This is a genomic window from Photobacterium lutimaris, assembly GCF_003025555.1.
GTDB lineage: Bacteria > Pseudomonadota > Gammaproteobacteria > Enterobacterales > Vibrionaceae > Photobacterium > Photobacterium lutimaris.
Genome location: NZ_PYMH01000002.1, coordinates 546,196 through 563,594 on the forward strand (window position 1 = coordinate 546,196; position 17,399 = coordinate 563,594).

Annotated in this window: 11 protein-coding genes; 5 read left to right on the forward strand and 6 right to left on the reverse strand. The window is 45.8% G+C overall.

Translation table 11 applies throughout. From position 1 onward, the window contains the following. Positions 1-211: 211 nt before the first annotated feature. The gene (locus C9I99_RS08040) at positions 212-2,014 is read right to left on the reverse strand and encodes a sensor domain-containing diguanylate cyclase (protein WP_107348329.1); all 1,803 of its coding nucleotides are present in this window, start codon (positions 2,012-2,014) and stop codon (positions 212-214) included. A 186-nt stretch (positions 2,015-2,200) separates the two neighbouring features. After that, positions 2,201-2,944 (reverse strand): YggN family protein, encoded by a 744-nt coding sequence (locus tag C9I99_RS08045; protein WP_107348330.1) that lies wholly within the window; start codon positions 2,942-2,944, stop codon positions 2,201-2,203. Between the two features lie 222 nt (positions 2,945-3,166). Here C9I99_RS08045 and C9I99_RS08050 point away from each other — a divergent pair, with 222 nt between their 5' ends. Then, positions 3,167-3,646, forward strand: a complete 480-nt coding sequence (locus C9I99_RS08050) for a LabA-like NYN domain-containing protein (RefSeq protein ID WP_107348331.1) — start codon at positions 3,167-3,169, stop codon at positions 3,644-3,646. An 82-nt stretch (positions 3,647-3,728) separates the two neighbouring features. Here C9I99_RS08050 and C9I99_RS08055 read toward each other — a convergent pair whose 3' ends face one another. Continuing rightward, complete coding sequence (locus C9I99_RS08055; RefSeq protein WP_107348332.1) at positions 3,729-4,403, reverse strand: cation efflux transmembrane domain-containing protein; 675 nt, start codon at positions 4,401-4,403, stop codon at positions 3,729-3,731. A 176-nt stretch (positions 4,404-4,579) separates the two neighbouring features. On the opposite strand from C9I99_RS08055, the gene C9I99_RS08060 reads away from it, so the two are divergent. Together C9I99_RS08060 and aqpZ are read left to right on the forward strand one after the other, a co-directional pair. Continuing rightward, on the forward strand, positions 4,580-5,464 hold the full coding sequence (locus C9I99_RS08060) for a LysR family transcriptional regulator (RefSeq protein ID WP_107348333.1): 885 nt from the start codon (positions 4,580-4,582) through the stop codon (positions 5,462-5,464). A gap of 81 nt (positions 5,465-5,545) precedes the next feature. Next, a complete protein-coding gene (aqpZ, locus tag C9I99_RS08065) occupies positions 5,546-6,232 on the forward strand; it encodes an aquaporin Z (RefSeq protein ID WP_338069660.1) in 687 nt (228 codons plus the stop codon). Positions 6,233-6,307: 75 nt separating this feature from the next. Here the strand turns inward: aqpZ and ydiJ are convergent, their stop codons facing one another. Together ydiJ and C9I99_RS08075 are read right to left on the reverse strand one after the other, a co-directional pair. Continuing rightward, a complete protein-coding gene (gene ydiJ / locus C9I99_RS08070) occupies positions 6,308-9,373 on the reverse strand; it encodes a D-2-hydroxyglutarate dehydrogenase YdiJ (protein WP_107348335.1) in 3,066 nt (1,021 codons plus the stop codon). 139 nt (positions 9,374-9,512) lie between these two features. Then, a complete protein-coding gene (locus C9I99_RS08075; RefSeq protein WP_166645380.1) occupies positions 9,513-10,931 on the reverse strand; it encodes a bifunctional NUDIX hydrolase/phosphatase PAP2 family protein in 1,419 nt (472 codons plus the stop codon). Between the two features lie 215 nt (positions 10,932-11,146). Here C9I99_RS08075 and C9I99_RS08080 point away from each other — a divergent pair, with 215 nt between their 5' ends. Both C9I99_RS08080 and C9I99_RS08085 read left to right on the forward strand, forming a co-directional pair. Continuing rightward, complete coding sequence (locus tag C9I99_RS08080; RefSeq protein WP_166645381.1) at positions 11,147-12,772, forward strand: VRR-NUC domain-containing protein; 1,626 nt, start codon at positions 11,147-11,149, stop codon at positions 12,770-12,772. A gap of 635 nt (positions 12,773-13,407) precedes the next feature. After that, positions 13,408-14,709 carry an outer membrane protein transport protein gene (locus C9I99_RS08085; protein WP_107348338.1) on the forward strand — a complete coding sequence of 434 codons (1,302 nt, stop codon included), beginning with the start codon at positions 13,408-13,410 and terminating at the stop codon, positions 14,707-14,709. A gap of 86 nt (positions 14,710-14,795) precedes the next feature. On the opposite strand, the gene C9I99_RS08090 is transcribed toward C9I99_RS08085, so the two are convergent. Then, the gene (locus C9I99_RS08090; protein ID WP_107348339.1) at positions 14,796-16,868 is read right to left on the reverse strand and encodes a carboxylesterase family protein; all 2,073 of its coding nucleotides are present in this window, start codon (positions 16,866-16,868) and stop codon (positions 14,796-14,798) included. Between the last annotated feature and the right edge of the window lie 531 nt (positions 16,869-17,399).

The window sequence follows — 17,399 nt, forward strand, 5'->3', positions numbered from 1 at the left end:
GCAATTGCCACCAGCACACCGAAGCCAATTAGAATTTTCTGTTGCGATTTTTCATCAAGATACTTCGTCACTAGTGCGCCTAGTAACAAGAGTATGATGATTACAGCAAGCTTAAGCATCTCAACACCACAATATAGATTGGCTAATAAATAAACCTTATCAGACGAATAACACATGTTCTGTCTAGCCAATCATGTTTTCGTTATTCTTATCAGGCTGTTTGTAACATACTGTTTAAACAGTAGATGACAACTTGGTTTTTACCGTTTTCCTTTGCCTGATACAGTGCTTTATCCGCCCTCGCTATCGACTGCTCCATGTCATCGCCCCCTTTGGCCACACCGATACTCACCTGAACGACACAACTTTTCCCGCTGAATTCAAGCTGCATTGATGAGATACTCTCGCGGATATACTCCAAAACCATTTTAACCCCGACGATGTCCTCTGCCGGAACCAGTATTGCAAACTCCTCCCCACCATAACGAGCAACAACGGTATGGCGATCACTTTCTCTTCTTAGGCAATCTGCGACCGCGATAATCACTTTGTCACCAAATAGATGGCCGTGGGTATCATTGATCACTTTAAAATCATCAATATCAACCATAGCAACGTAATATGGAGCACTGGCCTTTATGTGCTTTTCAATCTGAGCCTGCAGGTAATATTTACTTCTCAGCCCTGTCATTGCATCGGTTTGCTGTATACGTAGTGCCAGCATGACATGGCCAAGTGCACTTTGGGCATAAGTACGCAGCATATTAATCAACAGAGGCAATTCTAACCTTGGCGATGCAATATAGAGTAAACCGATCAACTGTTTATTTTTTGTCAGTGGAATACGGATACACTTTTTACCCGGCGCAATAAATGCTGAAACCATATCAGGCTGTTTTGCTGGGAGTTTGGCAAACCTACCGAGTTGAGTGGCTAAATTGCCAATGAACTCTTTCTCAGAGAGACAATGCTTACATTGGGCTGACTCAAAATCGCCGGAATAAACATTTCGCATATACAGGTGAATTGACTGGCAACCAATCACACCTTCTACCATCTGTCTCAAGGCTGTGTTCAACTCATGGATACTTTCTACTTCGCTCAACTGTCTGCCGTAAATATGCACTCGCTGAATAATATAAATAGACAGGCCAATAATAAGAATAAACACCAAGAGGGATAAGGTCACAGCACTTATACCGAACGTATGCATGATGATTTCTGACTTCGCAGCACCAGAGAGCACCACCCAACCATGAAGTGAGCGGGCATCGTAAACGCTGAATTTCTCCTCATCATTATACACGTAGGACGCAATAGTACCGGTGGATTCACCGCTATCGATTCGTGCCAGCAAATCGCGCGACACACTGCTCGACGACTTGCCAACCCGGCTGAGATCAGGGTGCATGACAATATTACCGGTTCTACGTTCTACGGCATATACGTAGCCATTATCCAAAGTCTTAAGCAGTGACAGACTCTCATACAAACTCGCCACATTGATTTCGAGGATGATTCGCACCTCTTGTCGTTGCAATGGTTCCAGCACCGACACGAGGGCAACAGCCCACCTCCCAGTACTGCCACTGAGATAAATTGGTGTGATGTAGATCTGCCCCGAAAAAGCGGGTTTATACCAGGGTCGCTTGGCTATTTCTTCAAAAGCCGCCACTTTATAAAACCCATCAGTACCGTAGTAATTACCATTGGCCAATAAGCCTACTTCTAAATATTGGCTCTTTGCACTCACAATGGTCTGTGCCGCCTCCATGACCCCTTGAATACTGTTTTTTTCCTCCCACAGCTGCTCAAGAAGATAAAGGTGACTTTCAGCAGAAACAAAGTGATGCGCTAAATACTCTCTAGCGATACGTACATTTGACGTAGCCTGTTCTATCGCCGCATTTTGGTTACTTTTATATTCGCTATAGCCTACATACACCAATAAGCTAAGAATAAAAAACACCAATGGAAATATAATGGATATCAGTAATCGCGGTTGTACATTCATGTACTTCAATAACCTTTGACGTTTGATTTTTGTCACCCAGTCAATTTTTTGACCAGGTTTTTAAGTGATATTATCCATATGTAGAAGAAAAGCGCTTTTAGTTATAGAAATCAAAGCGCTATTTAGTGATGCATTGCACAAAATAAAGCGCAGTTAAAAAAAAAAGCCGCTTAACGCGGCCATATTTTAAATTTCAAACATTGGGTAATCTTTCATCTCAGGAATGACCCTCTGCAACTCTTGTTCTTCTTCTGCAAGGCCTTCAATAGAATCACAGAGTACGCCCGCCTGCTCGGCGACTTCGCCAGAGCGCTGACGGATTTTTTCCTGTAAGCTTTTTTTCAGTTCTGATAACTGCGTTTGGAAGTCAGAAAAGTTCAGTTCACCGCTTTTCATTTCAGCTGACAATGACGCAATTATCCCAGAAATGGACTCCATACTGATATGCTTCAGTGCATCATCAAATTCTTGCTTCCAGTCTGAGCCCATCGACTCAAAGACATCAGCAGGCATCACAAATTCACCTTCAGGGTAAAACTTTTGTTTCGCTTTTTCACTGTATTCATCAACGAGTTTTTCTGCGCCAGAGAACGCGTCACTCTCACCAAAATGGGAAGATAGCTCATCAATAATATCTTGAGCGATACTCGCTCCATCATCGGCCAAATCCGCCATTTGAGGCAAGTAAGACTTAATATGCTGACTATATGACTGTAATGCTTGTGTTTGAGGTTCAGAAAGCGCAACTTGCTTACCTTCAATAAAAAGCTGGTTATCACCATCAATCAACAATTTGGCTTGTCCGCCCTGATAAATTGAGACGTGATCGCCGGCAATATGGATATCATTGGGTACATTCACCGGACAGCTTTGCGCATAGCTCCCTGCCGATAGCGCAAGTAGAGAAAGTGTAATGAGTGTTTTATTCATAGCTGACTTCGCTTTATTTATATCTGGCACTACTATATACCCAAGTGACTCCAAATTGCAGGTATCATCGCCTTACCAACGTGCTCAATTTAAAAATAATAACCGAACAAAATAGTCAGCCTGCAATATCCTGAAGAGTAAGCAATTAATCCCCCTTGAGACATGCATATTGGCGTCGCTTAAGGTTATACTACCCTTTGGCCCAACCAATAAAGAGTTAACGTGGATAAAGTCGCTATTTTTGTCGATGTGCAAAACATCTATTACACCGTCAAAGACACCTATGGTTGTAACTTTGATTACAATGCCTTTTGGGCCGAAGCAACCCAAGGCAGAGACGTTGTGGCGGCTTATGCGTATGCGATTCATCGTGGTGACGAGAAACAACGTCAGTTCCAGAATATTCTTCGAGGGATAGGTTTTGACGTCAAACTCAAACCATTTATTCAACGCAGCGATGGCTCCGCCAAGGGAGATTGGGATGTCGGTATCACTCTCGATGTGATAGAGCATGCGCCAGATGTTGACCGTGTGATCCTACTTTCTGGTGATGGCGATTTCGACCTCTTGGTTGATAAAGTACAGAGCAAATACGGTATTGATGTTGAAATATACGGGGTACCGGGTTTGACCGCGACCTCTCTGATGAACACAGCCCACTTCTTCCGCGAAATAGAAGAGACACTGCTGCTAAAGCGTTAAAGATAAAGGGTTATAAAAGGTAGGAGCTATAGCGTACTCCTACCTGAAAGTAACCAGAGTACGACACTGGATCAAAACTGAATTAACGCAGTTCAGTGAGGGCTTTGTAGTCGTCTGTTTCTCGTAACTCTTTTAATGCACCAAACATCATCTTCAACGGGACAATCACAAAGTACACGGACGCGATAACCACCATCACTGGGTCGGCATACACAGAGTAAGCAGCCAGACCAACATACTGCATCAAAATAGCCAATATAAAGCCAACCATCACAGCACCGCTGATCACCGTATCCATCATCCACTGCTTGGACTCTGCCACCACGAGATTAGACCCCGACTGATGGCCATACTTTTTCATGACCAGAAAAGTCGCCAGACAACCAATGACGTTAATTACACCAAAAAAGAGTGCTAGGCCAGCATCAATATCTCGGCCTCCATCCAATATCGCCAAAACCGCTGAACTGAATGAAATACAACACATAACGGTGATCACGAGTCCTTTGAAAGCAATAACCAATGGCTCAACCTTTTGGACTCTAGCGGCATCTTGTCGAGATGGTGAGCGAATATACGCGGCAGCGACTAGGGATAGCACGGTCAATGCTAAGCTAACCAGTGAGTACGCCCCATCGAAAAGAATAACGAGTGAACCCATCCAGAGCCCGAATCCGATCCCTAACAGGGCGAACAGCAGCGCTGAAAAAGTTGAAAATTGTAAAAGCTTACGCTCCAGTACCACATTGCATTGCATAATTACCTCAGTGCAGGACCTACCGCCTTGCTTGAATTCTTGTTTTGTTCTCACTCCTGATCATACTGGTATGAGAGCAAATACGGTAATCGCTGAGCGCCATTATTTTTGGCGCTAATGCAGATTTTCATCGCTGAATACAGGATAATGCATGAATATCTCTGTCGAGGATCCCTATGAAACTCAGTCAATTAGCACTTTTTCTTGAAACCTGTGAATCTGGTTCAATCACAGAAGCAGCCAAAAGGTGTGGTAAAAATCGCACAACGGTTAGTTCGGCAATAAGCACATTGGAAGATGAACTTGGAATATCGCTCCTCCAACGCAGCGGTAATCAGGTGCAGCTAACAGAGATTGGCGAAGCCATAAAAAACGACGCTGAGCGGATCATCATGATTGCCAATGATATCCACGCCAAATGCCAACAGCATCTCGAAGGCGTTGAAGCAGCCCTGCGGATCGCCAGAGATGATGCACTACCAGAATCGTTCTGGCGCCAACTGGTTCACGATTTGAGCGTCAATTACCCCAACAGTAGCATATCTATCTATGTTGCACCGCCTCCCGAGCTCGATGAAATGGTCGAGCAGAACATGGTGGATATGGCTTTTTGCCTACTGCCAACGACGAATAACCTACCCAATAACCAATATACCCAGCTAGGACAAATTCGGATGATGGCGGTAGCCCATGCTGATCACCCTCTTAACCAACTCAGTGACGTGGTCAGCGACGATTTGGCCCATGCGACTGAATTTGTATTGGCAGCCATCAAAGATCAGAGCTTGACCGCCGTTTCGCCAACCTCTAGCAACTATATCGCTCTCACCTTTTACGAGCATCTGCGCAATGCGGTGCTCGACGGTAATGGTTGGTCAACCGTACCATCGGTACTGATCAACAGCTACTTGAGAGACGGTACATTACAAGTGCTAAACCATTACCAATCAATGCGCTGGCAGCCCTATGGCGTGATCTACGGCAAGCATATCCAACTGGGCCGAATATCCCGGTGGCTTTCAGCACAGCTAGAGGCCTATATCGATAAAGAAGCCCACTAGTGTCAGTGTTGAGCCACTGTCTTACGACACGCTTCCTATACTCTATGAAGTTTTGTGACCCTTCAGAGGTAGGCCTAGATGATAAAAAAATTAGTGGCCGAGTTTATCGGTACGTTCTGGTTAGTACTCGGCGGGTGCGGCAGCGCAGTGCTAGCGGCAGCTTTTCCTGATGTTGGAATTGGTTTACTGGGTGTGTCGCTGGCGTTTGGCTTGACCGTGGTCACCATGGCCTACGCCATCGGCCATATTTCGGGCTGTCATCTTAATCCGGCGGTGACCGTGGGGCTTTGGTCTGGCGGGCGTTTTCCGGCGGCTGAAGTCGTCCCTTATATCATCTTTCAGGTACTCGGTGCGATTGCCGGGGCGTTTGTGCTCTATCTCATTGCCAGTGGACAAGCTGGGTTCAGCCTTGCTGGCGGCCTCGCCTCTAATGGTTACGGCGACCATTCTCCCGGAAATTACAATATGGTGTCTGGATTTATGACTGAATTTGTCATGACCTTCATGTTCCTGATTGTGATCCTCGGGGCGACCCATAAGCTTGCTTCTCCTGCAATGGCAGGGTTGGCTATCGGGCTAGCATTAACACTGATTCACCTGATCAGCATTCCAGTGACCAATACCTCGGTCAACCCTGCCCGCAGTACAGGCCCTGCGGTACTGGTTGGTGACTGGGCGATGGGCCAACTATGGCTGTTCTGGGTAGCGCCGCTACTCGGGGCCCTAGTTGCTGGTCTGGTTTACCGCTGGCTATCCCCCGATGAATAGTGAGCTCGCAGACCTAAACAAAAAATGCGGCTTAATGCCGCATTTTTATCTTTGTTGATTAGACGATGGTATTACCTACCGACTGCTCAAAATCCGCAACAACACCTGTACCGGATGCTTCATTTTACTCTGTTCAAGGCGCTTGGCCTGACTGCGACAGGAGTAACCAGTAGCTAAACAACGGTCGACATCCAGATTGGCAAGGTTAGGCTGCCAGCTCAAGGCATACACCCCCTTTGATGTCTCGAGTTTGTCTTTTTCATGACCGAATGTACCCGCCATACCGCAACAGCCTACAGAAACAGGGATCAGGTTCGCACCAAAATGATGGAAGATTGTCCCCCACTCTTTTTCAGCGTTCGGCAATTTTGTCTTTTCGGTACAGTGCGCGAACAAATACCAATCATCGCCTTCAATTTTTGGTGATGCCGGTTTATCGTTCAGCACAGGCAACAACCATTCATGGGCGGTCAGTACAGTGAATTCTCCGCGTTTATTCCCCAACACTTCATCGTATTCGTCGCGATAACAGAGCACGAGTGCCGGATCAACGCCCACCATGGGGATACCCAATTGGGCCAGTTGATTGAGAAACTCTGCCGTGCTCTTGGCTGTTTTAGCGAATTGACGCAAGAAGCCCTTCACGTGCTGCGCTTTGCCATTGGGTTTGAAGGGTACCAACATCGGTTTTTTACCGAGTCTTTCAGCAAGGAAAACCAAGTCACGCACCACTTCAGCATCGTAATAGCTGGTAAATGGGTCTTGAACGATCAAGACGTAATCCTGTCGCTCCCGCTCAGACAGTGCCTGCAGCCACTGCAGGTCAAAACGGGTGGCATGGTGGCCATCCAAGCTCTCGAACAGAGTCGGCACAGACAACGCCGGCATATCAACATAACCAACCGCTTTTGCTGTTAAGCTCTTCGACCAGTTAGGCCGCATAATCGCATTAAAGGTCGCTGGGGCTTTGGCCATTATCGGCAAATAACTTTCGACATAAGCGACGAGGTAATCTTTCACCGGGCGCTGGTAGCGGCTGTAATACATATTCATAAAGCGCGAACGGAAACTCGGTACATCCACCTTGATTGGGCATTGGCTGGCGCAGGCTTTACACGCCAAGCAACCATTCATTGCCTCCATGACTTCATGGGAAAAGTCATATTCATTACGCTTGGCGCCAAAGGTATTTCTGAAGCGGTCGATGATCTGCTTCACTGATGGCGAGCTCTCCATCAAGGTATTCTCAAGCTCGACGGGGTCGATACCTTGCTCAGACAATAAACGGAGCCACTCACGTACCAGGCCCGCACGTCCCTTCGGCGAATGGCGACGATCTGCACTGATTTTCATCGACGGGCACATCGGTGAACTGGTATCGTAATTAAAGCAAAGCCCGTTGCCGTTGCACTCCATTGCCTGCTTGAAACTATCCCGCACCTTTACCGGGATCTGCCGGTCGTAGTAACCACGTTTAACCCCATCAACCTTCACCAACTCGTCGTCATTTTCGAGCGGTATGCAGATTTTACCGGGGTTCATCCGATTGTCAGGGTCAAACGCCGCTTTAATTCTCCGCAGCTCGGTATACAGCTCTTCTCCGAAGAACGCAGGCCCATATTCAGAACGATAACCTTTACCATGCTCGCCCCACATCAGGCCGCCATATTTCGCCACTAAGACGACGACCTGGTCGGAGATCTGCTTCATCAAGCGTTCTTGTTCAGGATCGCACATGTCTAACGCAGGCCTGACATGCAGTACCCCCGCATCAACATGACCAAACATACCGTAATCTAGCTGGTTCTCATCTAACAACTGACGGAACTCACCAATAAAGTCAGCTAAATTTTCTGGTGGTACGCAGGTATCTTCAGCAAAGGGAACCGGCTTCTTGCTGCCTTTAGCCGCGCCCAGCAAGCCCACCGCTTTTTTGCGCATGTTATAGATTTTTTGGATATCAGCGAGCGCATGACACACCTGGTAGCCAATAATGCCATGCTGTTTGTTTGCCAACATCACATCCAGCTGCTGGCACAGTGCGGTCACTTGCTGCTGGTTCTCTTGAGGATCGTTACTGGCATACTCGACAATATTGATACCCAACATGTCTTGATTAGGCACATCGGTAATCAAATCACTGACCGTATGCCAAACAATGTCTTGCTTGGCCAAGTTCAATACCCGTGAGTCCACCGTCTCCACGGATAATGCCCTCGCTTCGACCATCATCGGGGCATTACGCAACGCCGAATCGAAACTGTCGTACTTGATATTAACCAAGGTACGAGCTTTAGGTATGGGGGTAAGATTGAGTTTGGCCTCAGTAATAAAAGCCAATGAGCCTTCCGAGCCACAGAGCAGACGAGTGATATCAAACTGGTTGAGCTCATCATCGAACACATTCTTTAAATCGTAGCCGGTGAGGAAGCGGTTAAGTGGTGGGAACTTAGCGACAATTTGCCCTCGCTTGTCTCGGCAAACCCGCTCAGACACCTTCAACGCTCGAGTTGCCAGTCCATCGCTATCAGCCAGTGAATGAATAGCCTCACTCTGCTGTGGCTCGGTATCCAATACCGAACCATCAACCAACACCGCCTTTAGCCCCAACACATGATCAGATGTCTTACCGTACTTAAGCGAGCCTTGACCTGACGCATCGGTATTGATCATACCGCCAATCGTTGCCCGGTTACTGGTCGATAAATCCGGCGAGAAGAAGAATCCATATGGACGCAAAGCATCATTTAGCTGGTCTTTAACTACCCCGGTTTGAACCCTGACCCAGCCTTCTTCAGCATTGATCTCCAGCACCTTGTTCATATGGCGAGATAAATCAACCACGATACCCGGTGTTAGCGACTGACCATTGGTTCCCGTCCCCCCGCCCCGAGCAGAGAAAGTAATGCTTTTATAGGCGTCAGATTGTGCCAGCTGACCAAGTATAATTAGGTCTTGATTTTGGGTAGGAAATACCACGGCCTGAGGCAACTGTTGATAGACGCTATTATCCGTTGCCACCGCAAGGCGACTGGCATAGGTGCTTTCCATATCCCCACAAAAGCCTGCTTTTTCGAGCTCTTGCAGGAACGACAGTACGACATCTTCAGTACCGTTTGGGTGTGTCAGTGCAGGTAACATTGCTCTCCTTTTCCAGTATCACGCCGTATCCTACGACGACTGGCCTCTCTATGTGTTGTTATTTGGTTGTCGTCACACTTTACCCTACCGGTATCGGGAAAAAAAGCGTCTGATTCAAACCACTACTCCCATGGCCATGCTAACGACTCACCAGAGCCCTTACCCAAGAAGAGCCAGCAAGCAGCCACGCCCCAAGAACAAGGTAACCGACACCTTTAATTCCCAGCACTATCAAACTAACGGTTTGCATTGATGACAACACGGCAATGACGCCATTAATAGCAAATGCCCCTGCTAATACACAGACACAGGCAATGAGCTGGCGAACAAATGGCATGTCAGGGGTGTTTTGATCAACTTGCTCGGCGTAGTCGATGGTCAAGACGACCCCGAGCAACACAGCAAACAAGTAAGCTTGGCCCGGTACAAGAGATATCCCAGCCGTTACGCCAACGATCACACTCAGGCCAAGCCAGAACCAACGGTTGGTTAATTGGTGTTGGAAGACAGTAAACTCGTAATTGCGCCAGGCAATAAATATCGCGACGATAACGATACCGAGCATCAAACTCAACACAGCATCACTGATGAAATGGGCACCGAACCAGACTCGCGCCACGCACTGACCGAGTATCAATAGCACCGTGACAACAGCAATCAACCGTTGTTGTCCAGCAGATGAGAAACGTCGCCGCAGGAAATGGCTCAAAATGCCGCATATCAATGTCGTCAGTAAAATATGTCCGCTCGGAAAGCCAAAGCCATACGCATTGATTTTTTGCAGTTCAGGGACAATAAAAAATGGGCGAGGCAGCGTCAGACCATGCTTGAGCAAGGAAGCACAATACAAAGAGACCACTATCAAAAAAGCAACCTCAAGGAATAATGGCGTACGGAAATAACCGGCAAAAAGTACGGCCATAAGAAAGACAAACCAAGGCTCCCCTATAATACTGATACTCCGCATCACCCCAGTGAACAACCATTGTGCTGGTGTTGACCAGGTCGAAGTGTAGAACTGGAACTGTTCAATCAACCCCAGCTCGTATTGATGCAGTATATTGGGCTCTGTGTCAAAACGCTCGTAGATGATTACGTCGCTTTCCGGGGTGACGGAAAGCCACTGAGGTAGTAATGGCATATCTTCTGCGTAGCGGTATTCCTGTTCATCAATAGCCGTTGGGTCGATGAGATAGGTACGTTCAACTTCTGTTGCAAAATGCTTGGAAAACCATGAAGCAACAATCGGATACCCTCTACTGTCTTTGAACGACGAGACCGGAATTGGCGATGTTGCCTGGCACGCATATATGGCCGCTCGTCCTCGGTATTGAATAAGGTGCTTGACCTCTACCACTATCCCCGTTTCTTCAAGCGCTTCGCGTGCAGCGGCTTGCTCGGGGGTATCACCTTTGTCAATATAGCCACCGGGCAGTGAAAACTTCTTGGTGATCACTTCCGATAGCAGTACTAAGTTATCACCGTTACGGATCACACAAACAGCACCCACGATATCATCAGCCAGGGCATTCGCTGAAGCTGGCCGTTGTTCAGCCAAAGTACTAAAACTCAAGAGTGATAATATAAGGTACCCTAAATAGAGGATGATTGGGTTTGTTTTCACCGAAATAGCCAATTGATGTTAAAAGAGGGTTCAATGCCAATACTACCAACAAAGATATATCTAAACCATTGAAATTAAATGATGATATATTTATACATTACCCTACCTATACCAATAACCCATAATGCAATATGAATGGATCAGCCGCTTTGCCTGAATTACCACAGACTTATTACCACGATAACTTTCTGTGTTTGATCAATACCGTCAATGACATGTACGGTGATCTGTTAAGTCGTCATGAAAAGCAATGGTACGATTCCTTCATTGCGCTCAGTAAGGCAGCGCAGTGTCTATATATCCGCCTGCTAACCCGGAAAGGGCCTTACTTCCGCTACGATAAGATCCATTATCCAGAAATTGAGTCACTCTCTACCGCTTTCATTGAATTAGAACAGGCTAAGATGATCAGCCTCGCTCCAAAAGATATTGGCTATGACGCCTTTTGTACCCTCTACAGCAAGCCTGAGCTGATTCAATTTTTTGATTTTCTAAGCACCCATAAACAGGCTAAAAAAGGCGAAATTGTCGCCCAAGTGATCAACCACCATCCTGACATCAGTACGCATTCGACCCGACTGATAGAGGTCTACCATAACCATCATCTCTCCGTCTTTTTCTTATTGTTCTTTGGCAACAGCCATCAAGATCTTAGTCAATTTGTCTTAACGGATCTTGGCCTGCAGCTATTTGAGGACTATCCGATAGATCCAAATTACAGGTTGTTTCACCAAAGGCTGCATATCGATCAATGGCTCCAGCTATCCGCTCTCAACGAGCAATATTGGCGATACAAAGAAGCAAAAGATCTAGCCGCTATAGCTGAGCTGTCAGAAGCTTTGCCTGATCGTTTTGACTGGCCTCCGTTAGAGCGAAAAAGGCAGCAGCTTATTAATCACATTGGCCGGGATACCGAAAGGCTGGGCAGCAAAGATCCTGAAAAGCTTGAGCACGCTCGTTTACTTTATCAACATAGTGAGAGGCCACCGTCAAGAGAAAGGCAAATAAGGATCCTCGACAAGCAAGGCGGTACTGAGCAAGCACTGGCATTGGCCCTGCAGATGCAGGATTCCCCTACCAACGAAGAGGAAGCCGATGTAGCGGGTATACTCACCCATCGCCTGCTCAATAAGCTTGGTAGCAAGCAGCCGCCGCGTAAAAGGCCCAAATTTGACAGCGAGATCCTTCTCCTTGCCCAGCAACATGCCAGTGTTGAACTGGATGTTTCTGCTTACTACCAGCAGCGAGGTTGGCAAGCCTATTTCCTTGAGAACACCCTGCTGTGTGGCTTATTCGGCCTCGCGATGTGGGACATCATTTTTTCAGCTCAGCAAGGCGCTTTCCTCAACCCGTTTCAACGTTCACCCAAAGATATGTTTTCCCATAAATTTTACCTACACCGTCAACCACAGATAGACGAGCGTTTGGCGGCACTGGAGTCGGGAGACTGGCAATATTGGCTAGAGATCTACCGAGCCAAGCAAGGTATCAGCAATGACTGGGTCAACTGGGGAACACTAACTGAAGCGATTATCCATCAGGCCGCTACGACAATTCCGGTAACGGCTTTAGTTGCGATCTTCAAGAGGATATTGTTCGATCCGAAAAACAACCGCAATGGCTTTCCCGATTTGATTCTGTTTAAAGACGGACAATACTGCTTTGCAGAGGTGAAAGGTCCTGGCGACACACTGCAAAATAACCAAATACGATGGCTGAAGATGTTCCAACAGCACCAGATTTCGGCCAAGGTAGTGTATGTGAAATGGGTGTAGGGCTTCCTTTTTGAAGGCAGCTCACATTACGTGATTTAATTCAGACTAGTAGATATAAAGTTCAGAAAATAGTTTGTAATAAATTATTTCATCGAACGTTTTACTCTGTATTAAATACGAACAAAACAAAGCATTAAATCGCAGCAAAATAACATTTTAAAAACAGACATCAATAAATCAGTCAAAGCAACATTCAATAGGTTAAATGATGACTAAAGCATGGTTCACTGAGAATAACCACAACTGAACATAGCGAAACACAAACAACAAGCATAACAGTATTTCATTGCCATTAAATTAAAATAAAATCTAATAAATCACTATAAAAACAACAGATTAAAAATAAAAACCAATCTGCACCGATAATTAAACAATCCAAAATAGAGTTTTTACTTTATTTCAAGATGGTATTGAGGTATAAATAAATATAGTAAACCACCTCAAACACCCTCCCTCGAATATATATAACAACACCAACATCCTGACAACAAAATTAATTAACTGGTCAGATTTGTTATATTTCAACCCCCACCTAGAATCCCCACGATTTATGCGCATGCATTAATCGAAATATACCCAATTAACTTCAGGTACTTGGGTATAAATCTAATCACATAAATAAAAAAGAATTCTACATGTTCAAGAAGCGTTTGTTATCCTGTGCTGTATTAACAGCACTTTCTCTTGCGTCTACACAAAGCATGGCTGCAGGTTTCCAACTTAATAGCCAATCAGCAACCGGTCTTGGTCGTGCTTTTGCTGGTGATGCTGTTATTGCCGACAATGCCTCAGCGATGGCCCGTAACCCTGCAACCATGGCTATGTTCAAAGAAACCAGCATGTCACTGGGTTTCACTGTTATTGATACTGACGTACGTATTAAAGACGGTACTTATAACCAAATGAAGCTGCTTGAAGGCCTGCCAATTGGGACTAATGAGTTCGATATTTCGGGTACTGATGGTATCGGTAGCACCGCTGTAGTCCCTAACTTCTACCTTGTTGTCCCAGTAAACGATCAGTGGGCATGGGGCCTCTCCGCTTACTCTAACTTCGGTACTGGTACCGAGTTTAAAGATGACTTTGCCGCCTCTGTATTTGGTGGTACAACCGATATCAAGAGCATGAATTTAGGTGCCAGTGTTTCATACCGCCTGAACGAGCAATGGAGCTTGGGGGCAGGTCTGGATCTGATCTACGGTATCGGAAAGCTTAAGCGCGATATCGATTTTGAATACTGTCAAAACGTAAGTAGTGGTTGGATTCCTAATATTCAATGTAGCGATCAAAAATTCAACGCCCTTGATGTCGATGCGTCTGGCTTTGCTGTCGGTGGTAACATCGGTGTGGTTTACGAGCTGAATGACAACCACCGTTTTGGTCTTTCCTACCGCTACAGCCCAACCGTCACAGCCAAAGGTGACGTCAATACGATTACCGGCAATAGCGACAAGATGGACATGCCACTACCGGACATGGCCGAGTTCTCTGGTTACCACCGCCTAGCCAATAAATTTGCCGCGCACTATAGTGTCCAGTGGGTACAATGGAGTGCTTTCGATACACTGCAAATGGCCGGTATTGAAAAGGAATATGCCTGGAAAGATGCAGGCCACATCTCGGTCGGTGGTACTTACTACCTAAACAATGACTGGACGCTGCGCGCCGGTTACATGTATGACGTAGCCGCTACGGACGAAATCAAATCAATTTCGATCCCTGACTCGGATCGCCAATGGCTCTCAGCCGGCTTTACCTACCATATTAACTCTCGTTCAAATATCGACTTTGGTGCGACCTACTTGATTGGTAAAGACACCCAAGTTGATGAGTTCATGGGGATTGAAGTTGAGGGTGTGCCAATTGGTACCAGCGTGTCAGCCACGACCCGCGCAGATGCAATCCTCGTCGGTCTGCAATACAGCCGCAGCTTCTAATTTCCAGCAACACCTAAAAAAAATAAAAGCGGAAACCATTCGGGTTTCCGCTTTTTAAACACCGTGCTTACTGAGTGATAGATTTGTTACCTAGGAAAGTAATCAAACAAAATCTCTTCACCAATAAGTCCATCACAAAGGCCACCGTAACTGCTCAGGCCTGCATCTTGCGCTGGGTTATATGCTCTATCCCAATCCACTTGCTCAACAAACTTACCCTCAGCATTGATCATCAATACCCTGTCAGTATTGTCAGCACTGTTACGATAGTATTCATCGAACAACGCATCGGTAAACCAAACTCGTGACATGGTGTTCATCAATTGACGATCTTGCTTGTTCGGATAAATTTTCTCACCTGCAATGTTCACCGCCTTGTTAAAAACAAACGGCAACTCCGAGGCATGACACGCTTTGCCGGTACCATTAGTGTTGCTACAACTCAGTGCAGCCAAATCACCTATGGTGCCATGGCCAAATGGCCATATATTGATGCTCGAAGTGTAATCATAGTGGTATAGCGTCGTATTCTTGTCAGTCTGAATTTGATTATCTACGACATTACGCGCAGCACAGGTAAACAACAGGTCATTCGCTAATTTCCGAATTTGGCCGATATTACCTAACGCCCCTTTCTCACCGTCAACACCGTTGCCTGTTAAGGTTTTATCATCAAACGCAGCATAGTCGCTATATGCTAAAACATTATTTGCCGTTTGGTTTTGAAGCCCCAAAACTAAGCGGGTAATGATCGGATACAGATTCTGCCGGGTAATTACATCATCAGGCATGGCTTCAAGCTCTTTTTGAATCGCTTTCATTTTAGCTGCCAATTCTCGGTCAACAGCCCAAATTGCCCAATAGTATTGCTTGATTAATGAAATAACGTCTTCTTTCGGCGCGCTTATATCAACGGTGCCATCCTGAGAAACCCCCGGCATGATCAAAGGCACCCGTTCGCCAGTCTCCGGGTCAACGGTTGTGATATTGTAGAGGAACAGCCAATCCAGCATCGAAGTGAAAATATTCGCTTCATCGGTGTTAAAACCAACGACCGTAGGAACACTAAACTGGGTATGGATAGGCTGCCCAACAACATGGTAACCTTTAATAGCTCCCCCGCCGATAATACTCTTTTCCCTGCTCTCAATATAAGGAGCAAACGGCAAGAAACCCGACGTCGCAGGAAAAGAAGTAACAAGCCCTGTCACCAATTGCACCGGTTCTTTGGCATAGGTCTGGATTACCTTCAACTCATCTAGACTGAGTTCTGCCAGTGGTTTATTGAACTGCTCCAATGCCTGAGTTTCAAGCTGCGCTTCAAGACGCTTGGCCGAACCATAATCTTTGTAGGCAATTCCGTACGGATTGCTCTGCATGATCGCACGCTGGTAGTATGGACCAGCGACCTTTGTGTCTTGCTGCAAAATACCAATCGACATCGCACCGGCGCTCTCACCGAAAACGGTCACATTGGTATCATCGCCACCAAACTGGGAAATATATTTATTAACCCACTCCAAAGCGCTCTTCTGATCACCGATACCGAAGTTGCCGCCCCGAGGTTGATCTTCGACATCAACCCACTTACTTCCTAACAAACCAACGCGGTAGTTCAGTGAAACGGCAATAAATGGTTTTCCGCGCTCGCCCATCGCGGTATCTGAAATACTCTGTGCAACAACGGTATCAGCTTGGTTTAAGGCTGATGATCCCGCACCACTTTCAAATGAGCCGCCGTGAATGAAGACATACACAGGTAGATTGGCTTGCTGATCAACCCCAGCAGGCCGCCAGATATTTAGGCTAAGGCAGTCTTCCGACTGTTCGATTTCCGTGTTACCCAGCTGCGGGCAAATGGCCCCAAACCCAGTGGCATCAATATCCCCGGTCAGATTGGCCAGCGTACTGTGCTCAAAGCGTTCAGCGCTGGCAAAACGAATACCTTTAAATGCCTCGATATCAACGGTTTCAACCTGACCAACCCCATTTCTAATGGTATTTTTTTCGATCAAACCGGTAACCTTGGCCTCGCCGACTTGGACCGTTACTTTTGACGGCGCAGTATTCTCTTTGCCAGATGTTGATGAATCATTATTACATGCAACTAAGGCCAACGCGATGCCTGTTGCAATTATAGAGCGGGAATAAAATTTCATAATTATAGTCTTTATATGCTTCTTGCATTTTATTAATAAACACCTAAGCAATAAGTAATTACCTCAGTACTTATAATTATAGGGGTTTGTATACTTTCATTATAATTATTTTACTGTGAAATTAAATCGAATATTGAACTGGTCTGACGTTTTAATAAAAGAAAAAACATGAAACCAAAAAGTTAAACCTAAAACCATAGCGCATACACAAGGCCCATTCATACCAGAGATGAATAAAACCTTTTATTAATTATAAGAAACATAGACATACAGCTATCATCCATGATAAAAAATTAGATATATCAATCCTAATATAGCTAGTTACCTTGCCGCATATCACAGCCAAAACATTGCAAATAAAAATACAAAAATCAGACATATCACACCCTGAAATAATAAAGTATAAAGATTTAACATTGGCCACCACAATATTAAAACAAGCACGTCAATTAAAACTGGTCAGAGTTGTTTAAATAAATACTCATTCTAAAATCGCAACATAATTTATGGCGATATAAATAGCCAAACTTA

Coding starts and splice junctions, on each gene's coding strand:
- C9I99_RS08040 (WP_107348329.1), bottom strand. CDS start 2,014: ATGAATGTACAACCGCGATTACTGATATCCATTATATTTCCATTGGTG.
- C9I99_RS08045 (WP_107348330.1), bottom strand. CDS start 2,944: ATGAATAAAACACTCATTACACTTTCTCTACTTGCGCTATCGGCAGGG.
- C9I99_RS08055 (WP_107348332.1), bottom strand. CDS start 4,403: ATGCAATGCAATGTGGTACTGGAGCGTAAGCTTTTACAATTTTCAACT.
- C9I99_RS08060 (WP_107348333.1), top strand. CDS start 4,580: ATGAAACTCAGTCAATTAGCACTTTTTCTTGAAACCTGTGAATCTGGT.
- ydiJ (WP_107348335.1), bottom strand. CDS start 9,373: ATGTTACCTGCACTGACACACCCAAACGGTACTGAAGATGTCGTACTG.
- C9I99_RS08085 (WP_107348338.1), top strand. CDS start 13,408: ATGTTCAAGAAGCGTTTGTTATCCTGTGCTGTATTAACAGCACTTTCT.
- C9I99_RS08090 (WP_107348339.1), bottom strand. CDS start 16,868: ATGAAATTTTATTCCCGCTCTATAATTGCAACAGGCATCGCGTTGGCC.